21 protein-coding genes and 2 tRNA genes are annotated in these 14,920 nt (G+C 34.7%); 12 read left to right on the plus strand and 11 right to left on the minus strand.

Annotated elements, in window-relative coordinates; translation table 11 throughout:
• The first annotated feature begins 30 nt into the window (after window positions 1–30).
• Window positions 31–1,059 carry an RNA 3'-terminal phosphate cyclase gene (gene rtcA / locus VEU72_04160; GenBank protein ID HYL66326.1) on the plus strand — a complete coding sequence of 343 codons (1,029 nt, stop codon included), beginning with the start codon at window positions 31–33 and terminating at the stop codon, window positions 1,057–1,059.
• Here rtcA and VEU72_04165 read toward each other — a convergent pair.
• The gene (locus tag VEU72_04165) at window positions 1,042–1,536 is read right to left on the minus strand and encodes a CopD family protein (GenBank protein ID HYL66327.1); all 495 of its coding nucleotides are present in this window, start codon (window positions 1,534–1,536) and stop codon (window positions 1,042–1,044) included. The two genes, rtcA and VEU72_04165, sit on opposite strands and share 18 nt — an antisense overlap.
• Before the next feature lie 84 nt (window positions 1,537–1,620).
• Between VEU72_04165 and VEU72_04170 the strand changes: the two genes are divergently transcribed.
• Window positions 1,621–2,118, plus strand: coding sequence for a hypothetical protein (locus VEU72_04170; GenBank protein ID HYL66328.1), 498 nt, complete (start codon window positions 1,621–1,623; stop codon window positions 2,116–2,118).
• Here VEU72_04170 and VEU72_04175 read toward each other — a convergent pair.
• Window positions 2,115–2,513 carry a pyridoxamine 5'-phosphate oxidase family protein gene (locus VEU72_04175; protein ID HYL66329.1) on the minus strand — a complete coding sequence of 133 codons (399 nt, stop codon included), beginning with the start codon at window positions 2,511–2,513 and terminating at the stop codon, window positions 2,115–2,117. The two genes, VEU72_04170 and VEU72_04175, sit on opposite strands and share 4 nt — an antisense overlap.
• Before the next feature lie 35 nt (window positions 2,514–2,548).
• Window positions 2,549–2,622: transfer RNA gene (locus VEU72_04180), tRNA-Val, on the minus strand.
• Window positions 2,623–2,708: 86 nt separating this feature from the next.
• Between VEU72_04180 and bluB the strand changes: the two genes are divergently transcribed.
• Together bluB and VEU72_04190 are read left to right on the plus strand one after the other, a co-directional pair.
• Complete coding sequence (bluB, locus tag VEU72_04185) at window positions 2,709–3,419, plus strand: 5,6-dimethylbenzimidazole synthase (GenBank protein HYL66330.1); 711 nt, start codon at window positions 2,709–2,711, stop codon at window positions 3,417–3,419.
• Window positions 3,420–3,444: 25 nt separating this feature from the next.
• A tRNA-Arg gene (locus VEU72_04190) sits at window positions 3,445–3,537 on the plus strand.
• A 34-nt stretch (window positions 3,538–3,571) separates the two neighbouring features.
• Here VEU72_04190 and VEU72_04195 read toward each other — a convergent pair.
• From VEU72_04195 to VEU72_04205, 3 genes are all read right to left on the minus strand, one after another.
• Window positions 3,572–3,982: a hypothetical protein gene (locus VEU72_04195; protein ID HYL66331.1), complete on the minus strand. Its 411-nt coding sequence runs from the start codon at window positions 3,980–3,982 to the stop codon at window positions 3,572–3,574.
• Between the two features lie 176 nt (window positions 3,983–4,158).
• Window positions 4,159–4,605, minus strand: a complete 447-nt coding sequence (locus VEU72_04200; protein HYL66332.1) for a hypothetical protein — start codon at window positions 4,603–4,605, stop codon at window positions 4,159–4,161.
• A gap of 83 nt (window positions 4,606–4,688) precedes the next feature.
• A complete protein-coding gene (locus VEU72_04205; GenBank protein ID HYL66333.1) occupies window positions 4,689–4,925 on the minus strand; it encodes a hypothetical protein in 237 nt (78 codons plus the stop codon).
• A gap of 348 nt (window positions 4,926–5,273) precedes the next feature.
• Here VEU72_04205 and VEU72_04210 point away from each other — a divergent pair, with 348 nt between their 5' ends.
• Genes VEU72_04210 through VEU72_04220 form a run of 3 tightly spaced genes read left to right on the plus strand, consistent with a single transcriptional unit; the run spans window position 5,274 to window position 6,891 of the window.
• Window positions 5,274–5,753, plus strand: coding sequence for a peptidylprolyl isomerase (locus VEU72_04210; protein ID HYL66334.1), 480 nt, complete (start codon window positions 5,274–5,276; stop codon window positions 5,751–5,753).
• Between the two features lie 10 nt (window positions 5,754–5,763).
• The gene (locus tag VEU72_04215) at window positions 5,764–6,675 is read left to right on the plus strand and encodes a hypothetical protein (GenBank protein ID HYL66335.1); all 912 of its coding nucleotides are present in this window, start codon (window positions 5,764–5,766) and stop codon (window positions 6,673–6,675) included.
• Window positions 6,676–6,696: 21 nt separating this feature from the next.
• Complete coding sequence (locus VEU72_04220; GenBank protein ID HYL66336.1) at window positions 6,697–6,891, plus strand: hypothetical protein; 195 nt, start codon at window positions 6,697–6,699, stop codon at window positions 6,889–6,891.
• On the opposite strand, the gene VEU72_04225 is transcribed toward VEU72_04220, so the two are convergent.
• Window positions 6,884–7,375, minus strand: coding sequence for a hypothetical protein (locus VEU72_04225; protein ID HYL66337.1), 492 nt, complete (start codon window positions 7,373–7,375; stop codon window positions 6,884–6,886). The genes VEU72_04220 and VEU72_04225 overlap by 8 nt on opposite strands.
• A 136-nt stretch (window positions 7,376–7,511) precedes the next feature.
• On the opposite strand from VEU72_04225, the gene VEU72_04230 reads away from it, so the two are divergent.
• The 3 genes from VEU72_04230 to VEU72_04240 are packed head-to-tail and all read left to right on the plus strand — an operon-like array spanning window position 7,512 to window position 9,254.
• Window positions 7,512–7,982, plus strand: a complete 471-nt coding sequence (locus VEU72_04230; protein ID HYL66338.1) for a hypothetical protein — start codon at window positions 7,512–7,514, stop codon at window positions 7,980–7,982.
• Between the two features lie 11 nt (window positions 7,983–7,993).
• Window positions 7,994–8,887: a PfkB family carbohydrate kinase gene (locus VEU72_04235; GenBank protein ID HYL66339.1), complete on the plus strand. Its 894-nt coding sequence runs from the start codon at window positions 7,994–7,996 to the stop codon at window positions 8,885–8,887.
• Window positions 8,888–8,921: 34 nt separating this feature from the next.
• A complete protein-coding gene (locus tag VEU72_04240; GenBank protein ID HYL66340.1) occupies window positions 8,922–9,254 on the plus strand; it encodes a dUTPase in 333 nt (110 codons plus the stop codon).
• Here the strand turns inward: VEU72_04240 and VEU72_04245 are convergent.
• Complete coding sequence (locus VEU72_04245) at window positions 9,251–9,736, minus strand: tetrahydromethanopterin S-methyltransferase subunit A (GenBank protein HYL66341.1); 486 nt, start codon at window positions 9,734–9,736, stop codon at window positions 9,251–9,253. The genes VEU72_04240 and VEU72_04245 overlap by 4 nt on opposite strands.
• Entirely contained in the window at window positions 9,733–10,821 is a 1,089-nt protein-coding gene (locus VEU72_04250; protein ID HYL66342.1) for a DegT/DnrJ/EryC1/StrS family aminotransferase, read from the minus strand. Before VEU72_04250 ends, VEU72_04245 begins: the two co-directional genes overlap by 4 nt.
• Window positions 10,822–10,925: 104 nt before the next feature.
• Here VEU72_04250 and VEU72_04255 point away from each other — a divergent pair, with 104 nt between their 5' ends.
• Together VEU72_04255 and VEU72_04260 are read left to right on the plus strand one after the other, a co-directional pair.
• The gene (locus tag VEU72_04255) at window positions 10,926–11,477 is read left to right on the plus strand and encodes a hypothetical protein (protein HYL66343.1); all 552 of its coding nucleotides are present in this window, start codon (window positions 10,926–10,928) and stop codon (window positions 11,475–11,477) included.
• Between the two features lie 34 nt (window positions 11,478–11,511).
• Complete coding sequence (locus tag VEU72_04260; GenBank protein HYL66344.1) at window positions 11,512–12,564, plus strand: tyrosine--tRNA ligase; 1,053 nt, start codon at window positions 11,512–11,514, stop codon at window positions 12,562–12,564.
• A gap of 52 nt (window positions 12,565–12,616) precedes the next feature.
• Here VEU72_04260 and cobJ read toward each other — a convergent pair whose 3' ends face one another.
• Together cobJ and VEU72_04270 are read right to left on the minus strand one after the other, a co-directional pair.
• The gene (gene cobJ, locus VEU72_04265; protein HYL66345.1) at window positions 12,617–13,405 is read right to left on the minus strand and encodes a precorrin-3B C(17)-methyltransferase; all 789 of its coding nucleotides are present in this window, start codon (window positions 13,403–13,405) and stop codon (window positions 12,617–12,619) included.
• A 57-nt stretch (window positions 13,406–13,462) separates the two neighbouring features.
• A complete protein-coding gene (locus VEU72_04270; GenBank protein HYL66346.1) occupies window positions 13,463–14,911 on the minus strand; it encodes a hypothetical protein in 1,449 nt (482 codons plus the stop codon).
• Window positions 14,912–14,920 lie beyond the last annotated feature (9 nt).

Consider the following 14,920-nt stretch of genomic DNA (forward strand, 5'->3'; position numbering starts at 1 on the left):
TACTTATACGGCTAGACAATTCAATTGTTTATGGAGCTTCTAAAAATAGACGGGTCATACGGTGAAGGCGGCGGTCAGATAATTCGAACTGCGGTAACACTTTCATCAATAACTGGAACACCAATAGAAATTGAAAACATACGTAAGGGCAGAGATGTTCCCGGTTTAAGGCCACAGCATCTTACTGGAATTAAAATTCTTGCAAAAATTTGTAATGGCAAAGTAGATGGATTACATATTGGATCAACTATGCTTAGATTTTTTCCTTCAAAGATTAAAGATTCTACTTTAAAAGAAAATGTGGGAACTGCAGGAAGCATTCCACTAATTTTACAGATTTTAATTCCTGCAGTAGCTATCTCTAAAAAACATTTGAAATTATCAATCATAGGTGGCACAGATGTTGCATGGAGTCCAACAAGTAACTATACCAAATTTGTTTTGAAAGAAGCATATTCTAGAATTGGAATTAATTTTTCTATGGATATTAAAAAGCGAGGGTATTATCCAAAGGGCGGTGGACTTGTCGATGTACAAGTATTGCCTTTTGAAAAAATCAAGCCTATTTCTCTTCTAAAAAGAACTATAAAAAAAATAATGCTTCTTTGTTCATATTCCATGTTATCAAAAGAATTAATTGAAAATGAGGTAAACGAAGCCAGAAGAATTTTTGAAAGTAAAGGCATGTCCTGTGATTACGAGATAAAGAATGAACCTACATTAGATAAAGGATGTTCACTCTTAGCTTTTGGACACGATGATAGTTCAATCATTGGTTCTGATGCAATATATGATAAAGGTATGAAAGGAATTGGACAGACTGTAGCAGACAGATTTTTAGAGTCGAATTTAGGAGTGGATCACTTTCTTTCAGATATGCTTGTGATTCCTCTGGCCTTGATTAATGAGACTTCGGTCTTTAGAGTAAACAAAATTACAAAACACCTAGAGACAAACCTTTTTGTCACTTCAAAAATTACCAACTGCAAGTACGGAATAGGAAAATTAGATGATGGGTTTGAGGTCAGAATAAAGGGAAATTCAGATGCCGGAATGTAGTAATGCTGCCATAAGCAATATGGCTATAGAAACAATAACCATAATTCTGCCAAGAGAAATTATTTTTGAGCGAAGTTTTTGAACTATTTCTGGCAACATTTCTTTTGATTCTATTTTTTTCTCAATTTCAGTCCGAATTATCCTAACATGAATAGCAAACATCACAAGCAAGGAAATTACAAGAATTATCTTTATTACAAGTATTATTCCATAATTTGTAGAAAACAAAAATTCTGGTCTGCTTAGAATATTAGATGAGCTATAAAGTCCAGTAGCAATCAAAATTGCTAAGGATGGAATTGCAATCTTGTTAAATTTTCTTCCAACCCGAATCATTATTGCTACTCTTTCTTCTACTGATTCTGAGATTGTCTTCAACAATGGTGCCAAAACAATTCCGATAAAAATGGATCCTCCTACCCATATGGAAGCAGAAACAAGATGTGCCCACATCAGTATGGCATCCAAAACTGGCATTGTCAGTATATTCTATTATTACAAGTAATATCTATTCGGATCCGGAGAAGGTTTTTTAATTCTATAGAACCCGTAGCTGTTGAATTGGTTAGTAGAGGTCGTGTTGTTATATTTAGTGCATTTGCTGGATTAGGAGTTTTGATGCTTGGTTTGGTTTTATTTGCAAACTCTGGTCAGGATGTTCTCAAGCAAGTAAACATAGATTTGGCTGGTGTAAAGTTAATTGATGTAGACAAGATAAACAATCGAGCTCATCTTGAAGTATTGTTTAATGTAACAAACCCTACCACCATAACATCAACCATTCCTTCTATCAATTACGATTTATTTGTAAATGGTAAACATCTTGGAAGTGGTCATTATAGTACTGAGGATATTGCCATGGCTGGAAGAGCACCACTGTTCCCTAGTAGCACAGTGACATTTACCAATACGTTTGAGCTTGTAGATACTGAACAAATCTCTAATGAATACCAATCCATCATAAGCGGTCAACCAGTTAGCTACAAGGTAACTGGTCAGGTAACTGTAGAGTCAGCATGGACTCTAATTACAAGAGATTTTGAATCTACATTTGGCTAATTTAGGCCCCAGCTAGTCTTTGTTTTTGGTTTTATTTTAACAAAGGGTGCTTCTCCTTCTTTCCAAGGATTATCTCTGACCCATGAAAATTTTTTATAAAAAATTTCATACAATCGTTTGTATTCTGAACCCTTTTCAATAAATTCTGTTATTCCCTGTACGATTACGGCCTTATGTTTCCCAGACGTGTAAATGTCTACAGTTATTGCTATTTTGTTATTTTGTTGAAGATTGGAATGTTTTTTTGTATCATAATCTGTTGCCAGATAAAAAAGGTCATCTTCAAAATAATATGTAACTGGAACAACATGTGGTATGTTATCATGAGAGGTTGCCATTCTACATGCTTCGTTATTTTGTAAAAACTCTATTTCCTTTTTGGTAAATTTGATCATTAATGCTAGTCATAAAATTATAGAATAAAAACAGATGGGCCGAGAGAGATTTGAACTCTCGACCACCGCCGTGTCAGGGCGGTATCCTAACCAACTAGACGATCGGCCCGTTAAAATACGACTCTTCTTGTAGGCGTTATTAACGTTTAATTTGAGAAAACAAGAATAATATGCATTGTTACTGGTGAGTGTTTTATGAATGAAGAATTCTCTCAAGATGAAAAAAATGGTTTTTACAAAGCAGTTTTTTCAAGACGAGATGTGAGATCTCATTTTATACCAGAACCAATTGATGACAAGACTCTGTCTAAAATTCTAAATGCGGCGCATCATGCACCATCTGTCGGTTTTTCGCAGCCATGGAACTTTATTCTGATAAAAGATGTCGAGACTAGAAAAAAAGTAAAAGAATCATTTGATAATGAAAGAAAACGCTCTGCAACTCTTGTTGAGGATCCAAAGAGAACAAAATATCTTTCCTTAAGGTTAGAAGGAATTTTGTCTTCAGCAGTAAATGTCTGTGTAACATATGATCCTACAAAGTTTGGCCCTTTTGTAATAGGAAGATCAAGTATTCCTGAAACAGGAATTTACAGCGTGTGTTGTGCAATACAAAATCTTTGGCTTGCTGCAAGAACAGAAGGCATTGGGCTTGGTTGGGTCAGCATACTTTCAAATGATGATCTGAAAAAAATTCTTGAAATACCAGAGCATGTTGTTCCTATTGCATACTTGTGTCTTGGTCATGTTTCAAAATTTGCAGAAAAACCAGATCTAGAAGCAGCTGGTTGGCTTCCACGACTTGATTTGAAAGATGTCGTATTTTATGAAAAATGGAATAGTCTTGATGATCCAACCTGGAATCAAATCAGACAGATGATAGTTTCAAATCTTGATTACGCTTAAATTGTTAACAAGACTGATTTTTTCTGGGCTCGTAGCGCAGAGTCTTATTGACGCGCAACATGGATAGCGCAGTAGCCTCCTAAGTTACAGGTCGAGGGATCGAAGCCCTCCGAGCCCGCTTTATTACAGTATTTAGATGAAATTACGAATTCTTAGGTTGTAGTTGGAGCAGTTATAGCATAAACTGTTTTGAAGATGTCAACAGTGTAATCTCCCTGAAAAATATTAATCACGTTATTACCATCTACAGATTTAATTCTAAAATAGTGTTCGTATGAACCATCATTTTTCACATCTACTTGGGCAAAATAAACTGGTTTACCATTTTGATAAATCTGAACTACTACTGGATATCCTGGTACAGCGTCTGTTACTGTGCCCCAAACACAACCAAATGGAAGTTTGTTATCAGCTGGAATATGCATGTACACTATTGATTTTTCTAATTGAATATTGTCATTGGCAATTAATTTTGGATCCCATTGGACTCCTTGTGATACAGAGCTCAGGCTTGGCAATAATAGTAAAATAATTCCTACCGCCATACCAAGCACATATTTCATAAATTCTCTTTTGAAAAAGTTACATATTAAGATGACGCATAATTAGTGTATATCAATTGGTACCAGAAGAGAAATTAAATGATGGATGTCGTTGTCATTGCCATTTCGGCGGTGCAGTAAGCTGTCCTGGCTGTAAAGAAAATCACGGAAAGATTAACTGTTCACATTGTAAATAATTATTTTCTCTTTGAGTTTTCCTTTGCTGCTAGTGCTTTTAGATTTGCAAGCTCTGTCTTGAGGGCTTCTATTTGTACAAGGGTCTGCAGGCTAGCAATCTCATTTTTTAGGTTTTCAATCTCACTATCTTTATTTTTTACAGTGTTTCGTAATTCATCTAACTCTGCACCAAGTGTAACTTTGGCTTGTTTGATTTGATTTGAAGTTATCTGTACTGTTTGTTGATGATTATTAGTGTTGACTAGCTTTTTTTTTTCTTCATGACCGTAGCCGCCCTTCGTAATATAGTCAGCACTCTTTTGTGCTAACCAGCATATTACAACAAGAAACCATGCGGCTGCGATGAATACTATCATAGCAAAGTGTGTTGCGTCAGGGAGCACAAAGTATAGCCCTGTAAGAGCAGATGCAAGACAAGTAACTACTATTGTAGGAATGTGCCCCATAATTTTATCACATGATTCCTAGAATATAACGGTAATGGAAATTATCAGATCTAAAATACATATTATAAAAAGGAAAGATTTTGCTAGTCGGTACTAGTATCTTTATCGCCTGATCCAAGTTTTGGAACCTCAGACTGCAAAATCTGAATTTTTTGTAAAAGTTCATTTCGTAGATCTCGTGCTACTCGCCTTACTGTTGGTCTTGGAACACCAAGCTCTTCGACCACTTTGGTATAGATATCTTGTTTGTCTGTAAGGCCCTTGTCAAGCAACGAGTTTATGGCTTGTTTAATATTTGTGCTTTGAGTAGAGCGATTCACGTTTTGTATTTTTCAGATCTTCTATATAAGACTGTTACTATCTTTTTTGTATTACTTTCATATTTAAAAAATGGAAAAATTTTGATTACATAAGAAGATTTTTCTTGGTTCAATCTTGTTTGAACCAGGAATAATTATCAAAAGTAACATGTTGGGCTTATCTATTGTTAGATTGTTTTGGTAATTATAAGTCTTGGAATTTTTTGATTCATTTTTGTGATAATTAGATTATTTGGTATAATTTCTTCAGTATTAACAGTGACTTGTATTTACAATAACAAAGGGGCATCTTAACATAAACAATTGTGAAGAAAGATTCTTATGATTAAATGACCAAGTTTGAAGAAAATGCCCAAGGCTACGATAGAGACTACTTTTGGTAAGATAGTTTTCGATCTTTTACCAGATCTTGCACCTGAAACGGTAAGAAATTTCACAAAACTTGCAAAGGGCTCCTTCTACGATGGAACGTTATTTCACAGGGTTATTCCAGGATTCATGATTCAAGGCGGAGATCCCAATACCAAAAAACCAGATAAAAGTAAGTGGGGTACAGGTGGTCCAGGCCATACTATCAAAGCCGAATTTAGTTCCAAATCTCATCTTCGTGGAATAGTTTCTATGGCTCGTGCAATGGATCCTAATAGCGCTGGCTCGCAATTTTTCATAGTTACAACAGATAGTACTTTTCTTGATAAACAGTATACCGTCTTTGGCAGAGTGACAGAAGGTATGGATGTAGCAGACAAAATAGTGAATTTGCCACGAGACAAAAATGATTGCCCGCATCAGGAAGCAAAAATGCTTCATGTAACAATATCAGAATAGGAATAATGAATTGAGAAAATTACTTTCAATTTTAATAATGTCATTAATGCTTTTATCAATGTCACAAGTTTTTGGTCAGGAATTAACAATGGGACAAAATCCGGTGGAAGACATTAAAATTGTACTTGATGAAAGCGGAACAGCTCATGTGACACATTTTGTTAAAGGTAACAGTGCAGTGGCAATTCAAGTAATTACAGTAAAAGGAAATATGACAAACTTTTCTGTAACAGATCAAAATGGCAATTCCGTACAATATTTTAGTGTAGCCACAGCTCAAAAATCAGTATTGTTTCCTCCCACATCAAGAAATATGACTATAATCAAATATGATCTAACAAATGCCGTAACTCAAATTAATGGCGTTTGGGAATGGAATTATACAGAACCATCTGATGCGGGTTATACAGACTTTTACTTCCCAAAAGGAGCTGACACGATTTGGGCCAATCATAGACCAGTTTATCTAGGTGATCATGGACTTAGACAACACGGTAATGGTTTTACTTTAGACTATATTATCAATGAACCAGTCACTTTACAAAATGTAGAATGGCAAAATAGTAATTTCATAGTAGGTATACAAACTCTTTCAGATTTGGGTCCTTATACATTTGACCAATCAGCAAAAGCATATTCATTTGATATCAATAAACCACATTCATTTGTAACAGTAATAATGCCACAGAAGCTTTTATGGGCCAATGAATTCCAAGGAAAGCTTAATGGTAATGGTACTTTAACCAACACGTTTTACAAAAATGGAACTCATATTTGGATTGGATTACATCCATCTAAAGCTGGCACAATTCAGTTAACGGGTACAACTGCAATTCCTGAATTTCCATTATTTGTGCCGTTGGTCATAGGAATCACTGTTGTAATTGCATTACAGTTCAGAAACCGCCTAAATTTCAACTAGGTTATTAGGTGTATTCCATAAATGAATTCTATGCAATGTGGCTGTCATTGTATAAAATGCGGAAGTACTGATCTAAAATCAGAACAGGTAGGCAAGATTGAAAGTGATGGGTATTTTGATATGCATCATACATGTAGAAAATGTAATGTTCATTTTGACCACTTGGAAGGAGATGTATTTGATTCCTGCAAAGTTTGTGGTTACAAATCTAGCTGAACTGTGCTATTATCTTGTTTGAGTAGTAGCTACGTTTTTCTCGCATGTCTTTTTGTATTTCTTTTTTCAAGGCCATATTTGCCAGTACCTTTGATACATCTAGTGGTACGGCAGCCCAACCATATTCACGGAGTTGTGCAACAACCTCTGAAACTGTTCTTGGTTGTTCAAAAAAAGAATCCCGTGTTAGTATGTGTATTTTGCTTCTTATCTGATTTCTATCAATAGAAATTGGTTGAACGAATTCAGGTTCATGAATTTCAGCATCTTCAAGCGAACTTAGATAATTTGTTTTTGGTTCATTATTTAGTACTTCTCTTATGATTTCTACTTGTGTGTTTGTTCTTTGTTCTTCGGTTTGATTTCTTGCTACAAACCTAGAAAGATTGTATATGACTTCGTCTATGCTTTTATTGTCTACGTAAAAGTCCTTAGATTCTACTTCTATCTCATTTTCACCGAATTTTAGTCTAATTTTGGCCATTCGTATCAATCCATTTGAGTATTTTCATTTATTCTACTAGCTCTAAGTAGCTTAGAAAACAGATCAAAATTTTTACACAAATTATTTGGTTTTTTTTCCTATGTGTGCTAAAAAGGAATTTTTTGGTTGAGATAGTATGCAAAAGAATTCTAAGATAATCATGGTAATAGCAATAATAGGCGCAGTTGGTGCTTTTGGGTATATTCAGTATGTTTCTGTTACTCATCTCCATGTGTCCATATTAGACAGTAAGGTTGTGGAGAGAACTAATGATGGTACACTCTATAATATGCAGCTTGAATTTAAGAATCCATCATTAATGATTTTAAATGTAGGAAAAACTGACTTTGTAATATCTGTAGAAGGTCAAGATCTTGGTAGTGGTACACTAGAACCATCTACAATACCCGCTATGGGAAATACTGTTCAAAAAGCACCATTTCTAGCTGATAATACGATTCTTGATAAATATAATAAAAATAATAATGTTCCATCTGTAAAATTAACTGGAACGACAAAATACGATTTCCTTGTTGCTTCAATTAATATTCCCTTTACATATTATCCCACACAAGACGAAGCTAGCGCATTTATACACGGTACGTAAATCAGCAAAATATGCTGACAGTTTTTGGTTCTGTTGCACTGGATACTATAAGGACACCTACGAAAATTCTAAAAAACGTACTTGGAGGTGCTGCAACTTATGCAGCAATCTCAGCTAGTTTTTTTGTAAAACCTGGGCTTATTGCAGTAATAGGTCAAGACTTTCCAAAAAAATATCATAATATTTTAAACAAATTTGTTGATTTGAAAGGAGTAGTACGTGCAAATGGAAAAACATTCAGATATGATGGAAGTTATGACCAGACACTGAGCATTAGAACTACAAATAAAACAGAGCTTAATGTTCTTGGGGGTTTTAGACCAATTGTTCCAGAAAAGTATAGAAAATCAGAATTTGTTTATCTTGCAAATAATGATCCAGTACAGAATACTAAGATCATAAAGGAATTTGACAGAGTAAAATTTTCAATGTGCGATACAATTGATTTTTGGATCTCTAGTAAAAGAAACGATGTCATAAAAATGATGGGCGTAGTAGATTCTGTTGTAATAAATGATGAGGAAGCAAAACTTCTGACTAAAACTCACAACCTCATAACATGTGCAAAAAAGATTATGGAGTGGGGAACAAAATATGTAATTATTAAAAAAGGTGAACATGGTTCACTTCTTTTTTATGAGGATGTGGTTTTTCCATCACCTGCATTTTCTATGGAAAATATAGTCGATCCTACTGGAGCAGGTGACTCGTTTGCAGGTGGCATGATTGGATATATGTCAAGTAAGAATAGTACAAAAATCTCAACTATTCGTGAAGCTGCAGTATATGGAAACATCATGGGATCATTTGCTGTAGAGAAATACGGGGTATATGGTTTGACAAATCTAAAGAAATCACAAGTTCAGAAAAGATTTAAAAAATATAGAAGTATGGTTAGATTCTAACAAAGGTTATAGATATCAAATCAAGACCAAACCTATGGAAGATAAACTAGAAACAATATTCAAGTTACAAAAAAATTTGGAAAAAATGATGAGCCTAGATAGATATCCAAAGGATGTAGAGGGAAAAATTTCTGCTCTTTGTACAGCTATAGTTCATGAGGCAATAGAACTACAACGAACTACAAACTGGAAATGGTGGAAAAAACCAACTACTTTTGATCAAGCTGCTGCTCGTGAAGAACTCATAGATATATGGCATTTTGTTATCCAAGCTTCTCTTGAATTGAATATGACTCCAGATGATATCTTAAATGAATACCAAAAGAAAAATAAAATAAATCAAGAGCGACAGAAGAACGGCTATTAGATTTTTACTCTTGTATTAATTGAAAGTTTAATTTTAGAAATACTAGTTTCACCAATTTCATCAATAAGTTTTATCTGAGTTTGAAATTCATGAATATCTGACTTTGTTATAGTCAGTACAGGATCAGGACTAGATGAACCGATAATTTTTCCCTGACTGTCTACTCCATTTTTGTAAAGATTAAGAAGTGAATGTCCTGGTCTATGCCCAGGTGTATCTTTTCCACAAAGTAGAATTGTTTCTAAATTTTTATTTGATATTACATATCTAACCAATGAATTAATCCCTTTGTTTTCAGAAAATAGTCTTCCTGCGAGGGCAACTTTTGACAACAGATTAGAATTGGCAATTTCTTTTAGCAGAGTAATACTTGAAAGGGTACAAATTGCAAGTGAAGATTTTGGATTTCCGAAAAATATTTCTTCGTTGATAGGAAGAATAATTTTGCATACTTCACCTGCTAGATTTTCTATTAAATTCATGCCTTAACAGCTTTATGCATAGATTTTGCTATGAATTCGAGTTCTTGTTTACTTACTAACGGATGAACTGGTAAGCTTAGAACACTAGAGGCTGCCCATTCTGTAACAGAAAGCTTTTGTTTAGAATTATAAAATGGAGTCTTGTGTACAGGAATTGAATAGTAAGCTGTTGCACCAATTCCCTCAGAATTCAGTTTTTTCATTATCTTGTTTCTATTTTTAGTGGCAATTGTAAAAAGATACCAATTAACCTTCTCACCTTTTCTTTCATGAGGGATTACAATGTCCAAGTCAGACAAAAGTTCAGTGAGAGTTATAGCATTCTTTTGTCTTTGTTTTAGAAAGCTACCTAGTTTTTTCATTTGTATTTTTGCTATTGCCGCATTAATTTCGGGAAGTCTCAAGTTCAAACCAAGAGTTCGGGTATCATAACCATGTAGCATACCATGGTTTCTTATTTTGCGCAATTTTTCAAAAAGGCTTTTATCATTAGTAACTATTGCACCACCTTCACCTGATGTCATTACCTTTGCTGCATACAAACTAAAGCATCCAAGTTTAGAAAATGTTCCTGAATGTTTTCCCTTGTAAGTTGTACCAAGTGACTGTGCAGCATCCTCAATTATTTCTAAATTGTATTTGTTTGCTACCTCAGACAACTCATTCATGTAAGACATATTTCCATACAAATGAACAGGAATTATTGCCTTAGATTTTTTTGTAATTTTTTTTCGTAAATCATTAGGATCCATAGTATAGTTTTCTTTTAATATATCAACGAAAACAGGTTTTGCTCCAACTGATACTACTGAATTTGCAGTCGCAACAAATGTGAATGATGGAAGAAGCACTTCATCTCCTTGTTTAATGTCAAGTGAATACAGTGCTGCTTGCAGTGCAGCAGTACCAGAGTTTACTGCTACTGCATATTTTGATTTAACAAATGAAGAAAGAAGCTTCTCAAATTCTTGTACTCTTTTACCGCCCGAGTTTGCTGCAGATGTAAGAGAATTTTCTACCAGTACAGCCCTTACTTCATTGATTTCTTCTTTGCCGATTATTGGTGTATTTACCAGGATTTTCAACTACAGAAATTATGATTATAAATACTATAATAAACCTCTGGAATTTATTCAAAACCAATTTTTATATTTCAGATGAAAACAATTGGAGTTGAATGAAAGTACACTTGCAAGAGAATGAAGCCGGATACAGGATATTTTTGTACATTTTCTACGCTTGTGCAGTAATAATGGCATCTATTACAGCATTTGGAATCTATGCTATGTTTGAAGAGTGGTCAACTAAAGGCACGTATGTAATGGGAGAGGTTCTTGTAAAAACTGAATTTCCTACAAGTCATTTTGCTAAACTGACAACTTGGTTATTCTTTTCTACTATAGTAGGATGGTATTGTGTAACAAGAGTGGGGTGGAAAAAAACTACCAGCATTCCATCATGGAGATTGTCTCTTCTTCAGTTGATGTTAGTAGGATTTTCTACAATCTGTCTTTATGAAGCAATTTATAATTTTGTAGTTCTTAATGCACAGATTACTGCAGGCATTGTGGCTGGAAAGGTACCAGACATAGATTCGTTAACTATTGCATATCCTGATCCAAATAGGCCATGGAATCTAATCTTTGCAACAAAGATGTTCCTTGCAGGTTTTATAATAAGCTCACATGCACTCTACCTTAGTACAAGACCAAGGAAACAACATCATGAACTTGATGCGTAACTTTATAGGGTTACAAAGGAAAATTTGACTCGCATTGGATGTTACAGAAAAAATAGCACTTGTGACAAAAGATCCTACTGAAGAAGTAGTAACCAAAGAGGAACTTGAAAATCTTTTCAAGACAAATTCACATCCAAAACACTATATCGGATTAGAAATTTCCGGATTCTTACATCTTGGAAGTCTCATACTAACTGGTTTTAAGATCAATGATTTCATCAAGGCAGGAGTAGAGTCTACCATCTTTTTAGCTGATTGGCACACTTTTATCAATAATAAGCTTGGAGGAGATTGGGAAAAAATTAAGAGTGTTTCTAAATACTATGCAGATGCTTTCAAGCTTTTTTGTCCTGGTGTGAAAATAATTCAAGGTTCTGAGCTTTATGAGTCAAGAAAGGAGTATTGGTTAGATCTTGTGAAGTTTGCAAAACACATGTCACTTGAACGTGCCATGAGATCACTTACAATTATGGGAAGAACAGAAAAAGAAAAAATAGACTTGGGTCAGCTGCTTTACCCGCCCATGCAAGCTGTTGATATACATGCCATGGATCTTGACATTGTTCATGCAGGCATGGATCAGAGAAAAATTCACATGCTTGTAAGAGAAATTTTTCCAAAAATGAAATGGAAAGTTCCCGTGGCTGTTCACCACCATATTCTTCCAGGTTTATCAGAACCACAAGATAATGATGTCAGGGATTCTAGTTTTACCGGTACTAAAATGAGCAAATCCAAATCAGGATCAGGGATTTTTATTCATGACTCTGATGATGAGATAAAATCAAAGTTCAAAAAAGCTTGGTGTCCAGAAGGAATTGTTGAAAATAACCCACTTTTAGAGATTTCAAGACATCTGCTTTTCCATGAGTTTGAGGAAATTACTGCTGAGAGACCCTCAAAGTTTGGTGGAAATATAACATTCACCAGCTATCAACAACTAGAAAAAGAATTTGCAGAAAAGAAATTACATCCTTCTGACCTTAAAGAAACCGTTGCTAGATATATCATAGAGATTATCAAACCTATTCGTCAGAAACTTGCCTTAAGTGAGGAGCTTGTTAATGCAATTAAACAAACTACCTAAGTTGTGGTCTACTTTCTCTGAAAATAATAAACTCACTTGGACTGATTTCATACTAGTTTCTGTTTTTTTGCGGATCTATTATGTTGTACTTTGACGTATATCCACGAGGGTTGATCATCAAGTCTTGGTATGTATATGTAGAAGAATTTCCAACTATTACAGTACTAATCATGCCAAGTTGATCTGCGTGATTTTCAAGGTTTTCTAGATCTGTTAGAACTATTGTTTGTGATTCCCTAAATGCTCCTTTTACTATTGCAACTGGTGTAGTTGGAGATCTATATTTTAACAAAATTTTTCGTGTGTCTTGTAGTTGATGAATTCTTTTTTTGCTAGATGGATTGTAAATAACTATCACATAATCTCCTTGTGCAGCTGCTTCTACTCTTTTTACTATTATTTCCCATGGAACCAACAAATCACTCATGCTTACAACAGCAAAATCTGTCATGAGCGGAGAACCTACAAGAGCAGCACAGGAATTGAGTGAAGATACTCCTGGTACTATTTCAACATACAAACCATTTTTTCTATCCCATCCTTCCTCTGCAAGTACTTCATAGATGAGACCAGCCATTCCATAAATTCCTGGATCTCCACTTGAAACAAGTGAGACTATTTTTCCTGATTTAGCAAGATCAATGCATTGATGAGCTCTTTCTACCTCTTGAGTCATAGCATATCGGTGAACTTCCTTTCCATCAATAAGATCTTCTACCAAGTTGACATATGTTTCATATCCAACGATGGTATTACTTTCTTCGATCACTTGTTTTGCACGAAAAGTCATGTGATCATGATGACCAGGACCAACTCCTACAATGTATAATTTTCCAGTCATGTTACAATAAACCGTTGTTTAAGGAAATTTATCCGTTTTCATAAAAAATAACTAATTTTACTGAAATGGATCTATGAATGGACAATCCAGAACATAATCAGTATCTAAAACTTTTGCAGGTTGTATTGTTATATCTCCTATTGATTTCTTTGTGTTAATATCTTCCATGTTTTCAAGAAGTTTTGCCTGGGTTGGATTATTCCAAGAAACCAGAGATATCTTGCATAGCGGTCCATACGTATCGTATCCTGAAGATGCACTACTAATTCCTGGTTGGAAACCAAAAGGTCCTGATCCTGTTAGTCCATTTGTAAATTGAAAAAAGTCTATGAATGCAGGACTTAGTGAGGAAAGTGAGGGTGTATTTACTATACCCATCATTTTAGCTAGTCCTTCTGTTGTGGCATCAGTTACAATATAGTAAATGGTTTTACCATCTGGTCCCCATGATCTGTGAGCTACAAAGGTAACAACCATGTTGTTGGTATTAATATCAAGAATTTGCCCTCCTTCAAACGGCTTTTGTTCTAGATTTTTATCTTCTCGAATTGACATTTGACCACCAGGCCACATGATCTGCGGCATGTTTATGATTACGCCAATATTGCTAAGTTTTACTTTGCCTGTCATATTTGCATCAAGAATTTTTTGTTCGGAATCTAAAATTTCTGTATTATTTGTATTCCAAATTACATGTATTACAGATCTAAGTGGGGTGTATTGATCTTGTGCAGGAGTACTTGAAAAGACATCATTTTGAAATCCATTAATTCCATTACCCATAATTCCATTATCGAAGAGATAGACTTTGCCTAACGATTCTTTTGGAAGGTTACTTAGGATTGGTGAATTTCCAACTTTCCATTTTTGTTTTTCAGAGATTACAGTAGCACTTTTTTTATCGTTAGTATCAGTTATGATATAGTAAACAGGACTAGTATTGAAGAATCCCATGTGCATTGGAATTTTTGCAGAAACACTTGCACTTGATAATTTTAATGAAGATTGTGTTATTGCAGAGTCTGCGTAATGTTGCATTGCTTCAGGTGTTTGTCCTCGTATCCATCCATCAACACTGACAGTCGCTGTAAATGCAGTAGAGTTTGTAGAATGCATACCAACTGCTGCTCCTGTGAAATCATAAGAACCTGCGTTTGTACCAGGATCCACTACAGTTTCAGCAAAAATGGTGTTGCCATCAACTGTCCATGTAGGCTGACCTTTTGCATCAGCTCTGTCTATTTGATGCAAAATTATGATTTGTACTGGTTCACTTGCAGCATATGTTAATGAACCACTATACAAAGTTCCATTATTAGGAGATAAAATAATTGCCATTTGTTCACTATCGTGCCCTTGACCTGGATCTTGTGATGAGGTAAATGTCTGTGTGAACTGTATTTTTTTTATAATTCCTGCATTAACATATTGATTTGAAAGTAATGGGATAGAAAGTATAACAGCAGAAATAGCAAAAATTGCAATCAAAAGAATGTATTTGTTCATAAAGTCCGA

This window comes from Nitrosopumilaceae archaeon, from assembly GCA_035631875.1.
Taxonomy (GTDB): Archaea; Thermoproteota; Nitrososphaeria; order Nitrososphaerales; family Nitrosopumilaceae; genus TA-20.

What these genes read in the sequence shown, in the direction of transcription:
- VEU72_04175 (HYL66329.1), bottom strand. Translation starts at nt 2,513, where the DNA reads ATGATCAAATTTACCAAAAAGGAAATAGAGTTTTTACAAAATAACGAA.
- VEU72_04225 (HYL66337.1), bottom strand. Translation starts at nt 7,375, where the DNA reads ATGGCCAAAATTAGACTAAAATTCGGTGAAAATGAGATAGAAGTAGAA.
- VEU72_04240 (HYL66340.1), top strand. Translation starts at nt 8,922, where the DNA reads ATGGAAGATAAACTAGAAACAATATTCAAGTTACAAAAAAATTTGGAA.
- VEU72_04220 (HYL66336.1), top strand. Translation starts at nt 6,697, where the DNA reads ATGAATTCTATGCAATGTGGCTGTCATTGTATAAAATGCGGAAGTACT.
- cobJ (HYL66345.1), bottom strand. Translation starts at nt 13,405, where the DNA reads ATGACTGGAAAATTATACATTGTAGGAGTTGGTCCTGGTCATCATGAT.
- VEU72_04210 (HYL66334.1), top strand. Translation starts at nt 5,274, where the DNA reads ATGCCCAAGGCTACGATAGAGACTACTTTTGGTAAGATAGTTTTCGAT.
- bluB (HYL66330.1), top strand. Translation starts at nt 2,709, where the DNA reads ATGAATGAAGAATTCTCTCAAGATGAAAAAAATGGTTTTTACAAAGCA.
- VEU72_04235 (HYL66339.1), top strand. Translation starts at nt 7,994, where the DNA reads ATGCTGACAGTTTTTGGTTCTGTTGCACTGGATACTATAAGGACACCT.
- VEU72_04165 (HYL66327.1), bottom strand. Translation starts at nt 1,536, where the DNA reads ATGCCAGTTTTGGATGCCATACTGATGTGGGCACATCTTGTTTCTGCT.
- VEU72_04245 (HYL66341.1), bottom strand. Translation starts at nt 9,736, where the DNA reads ATGAATTTAATAGAAAATCTAGCAGGTGAAGTATGCAAAATTATTCTT.
- rtcA (HYL66326.1), top strand. Translation starts at nt 31, where the DNA reads ATGGAGCTTCTAAAAATAGACGGGTCATACGGTGAAGGCGGCGGTCAG.
- VEU72_04195 (HYL66331.1), bottom strand. Translation starts at nt 3,982, where the DNA reads ATGAAATATGTGCTTGGTATGGCGGTAGGAATTATTTTACTATTATTG.
- VEU72_04200 (HYL66332.1), bottom strand. Translation starts at nt 4,605, where the DNA reads ATGGGGCACATTCCTACAATAGTAGTTACTTGTCTTGCATCTGCTCTT.
- VEU72_04270 (HYL66346.1), bottom strand. Translation starts at nt 14,911, where the DNA reads ATGAACAAATACATTCTTTTGATTGCAATTTTTGCTATTTCTGCTGTT.
- VEU72_04230 (HYL66338.1), top strand. Translation starts at nt 7,512, where the DNA reads ATGCAAAAGAATTCTAAGATAATCATGGTAATAGCAATAATAGGCGCA.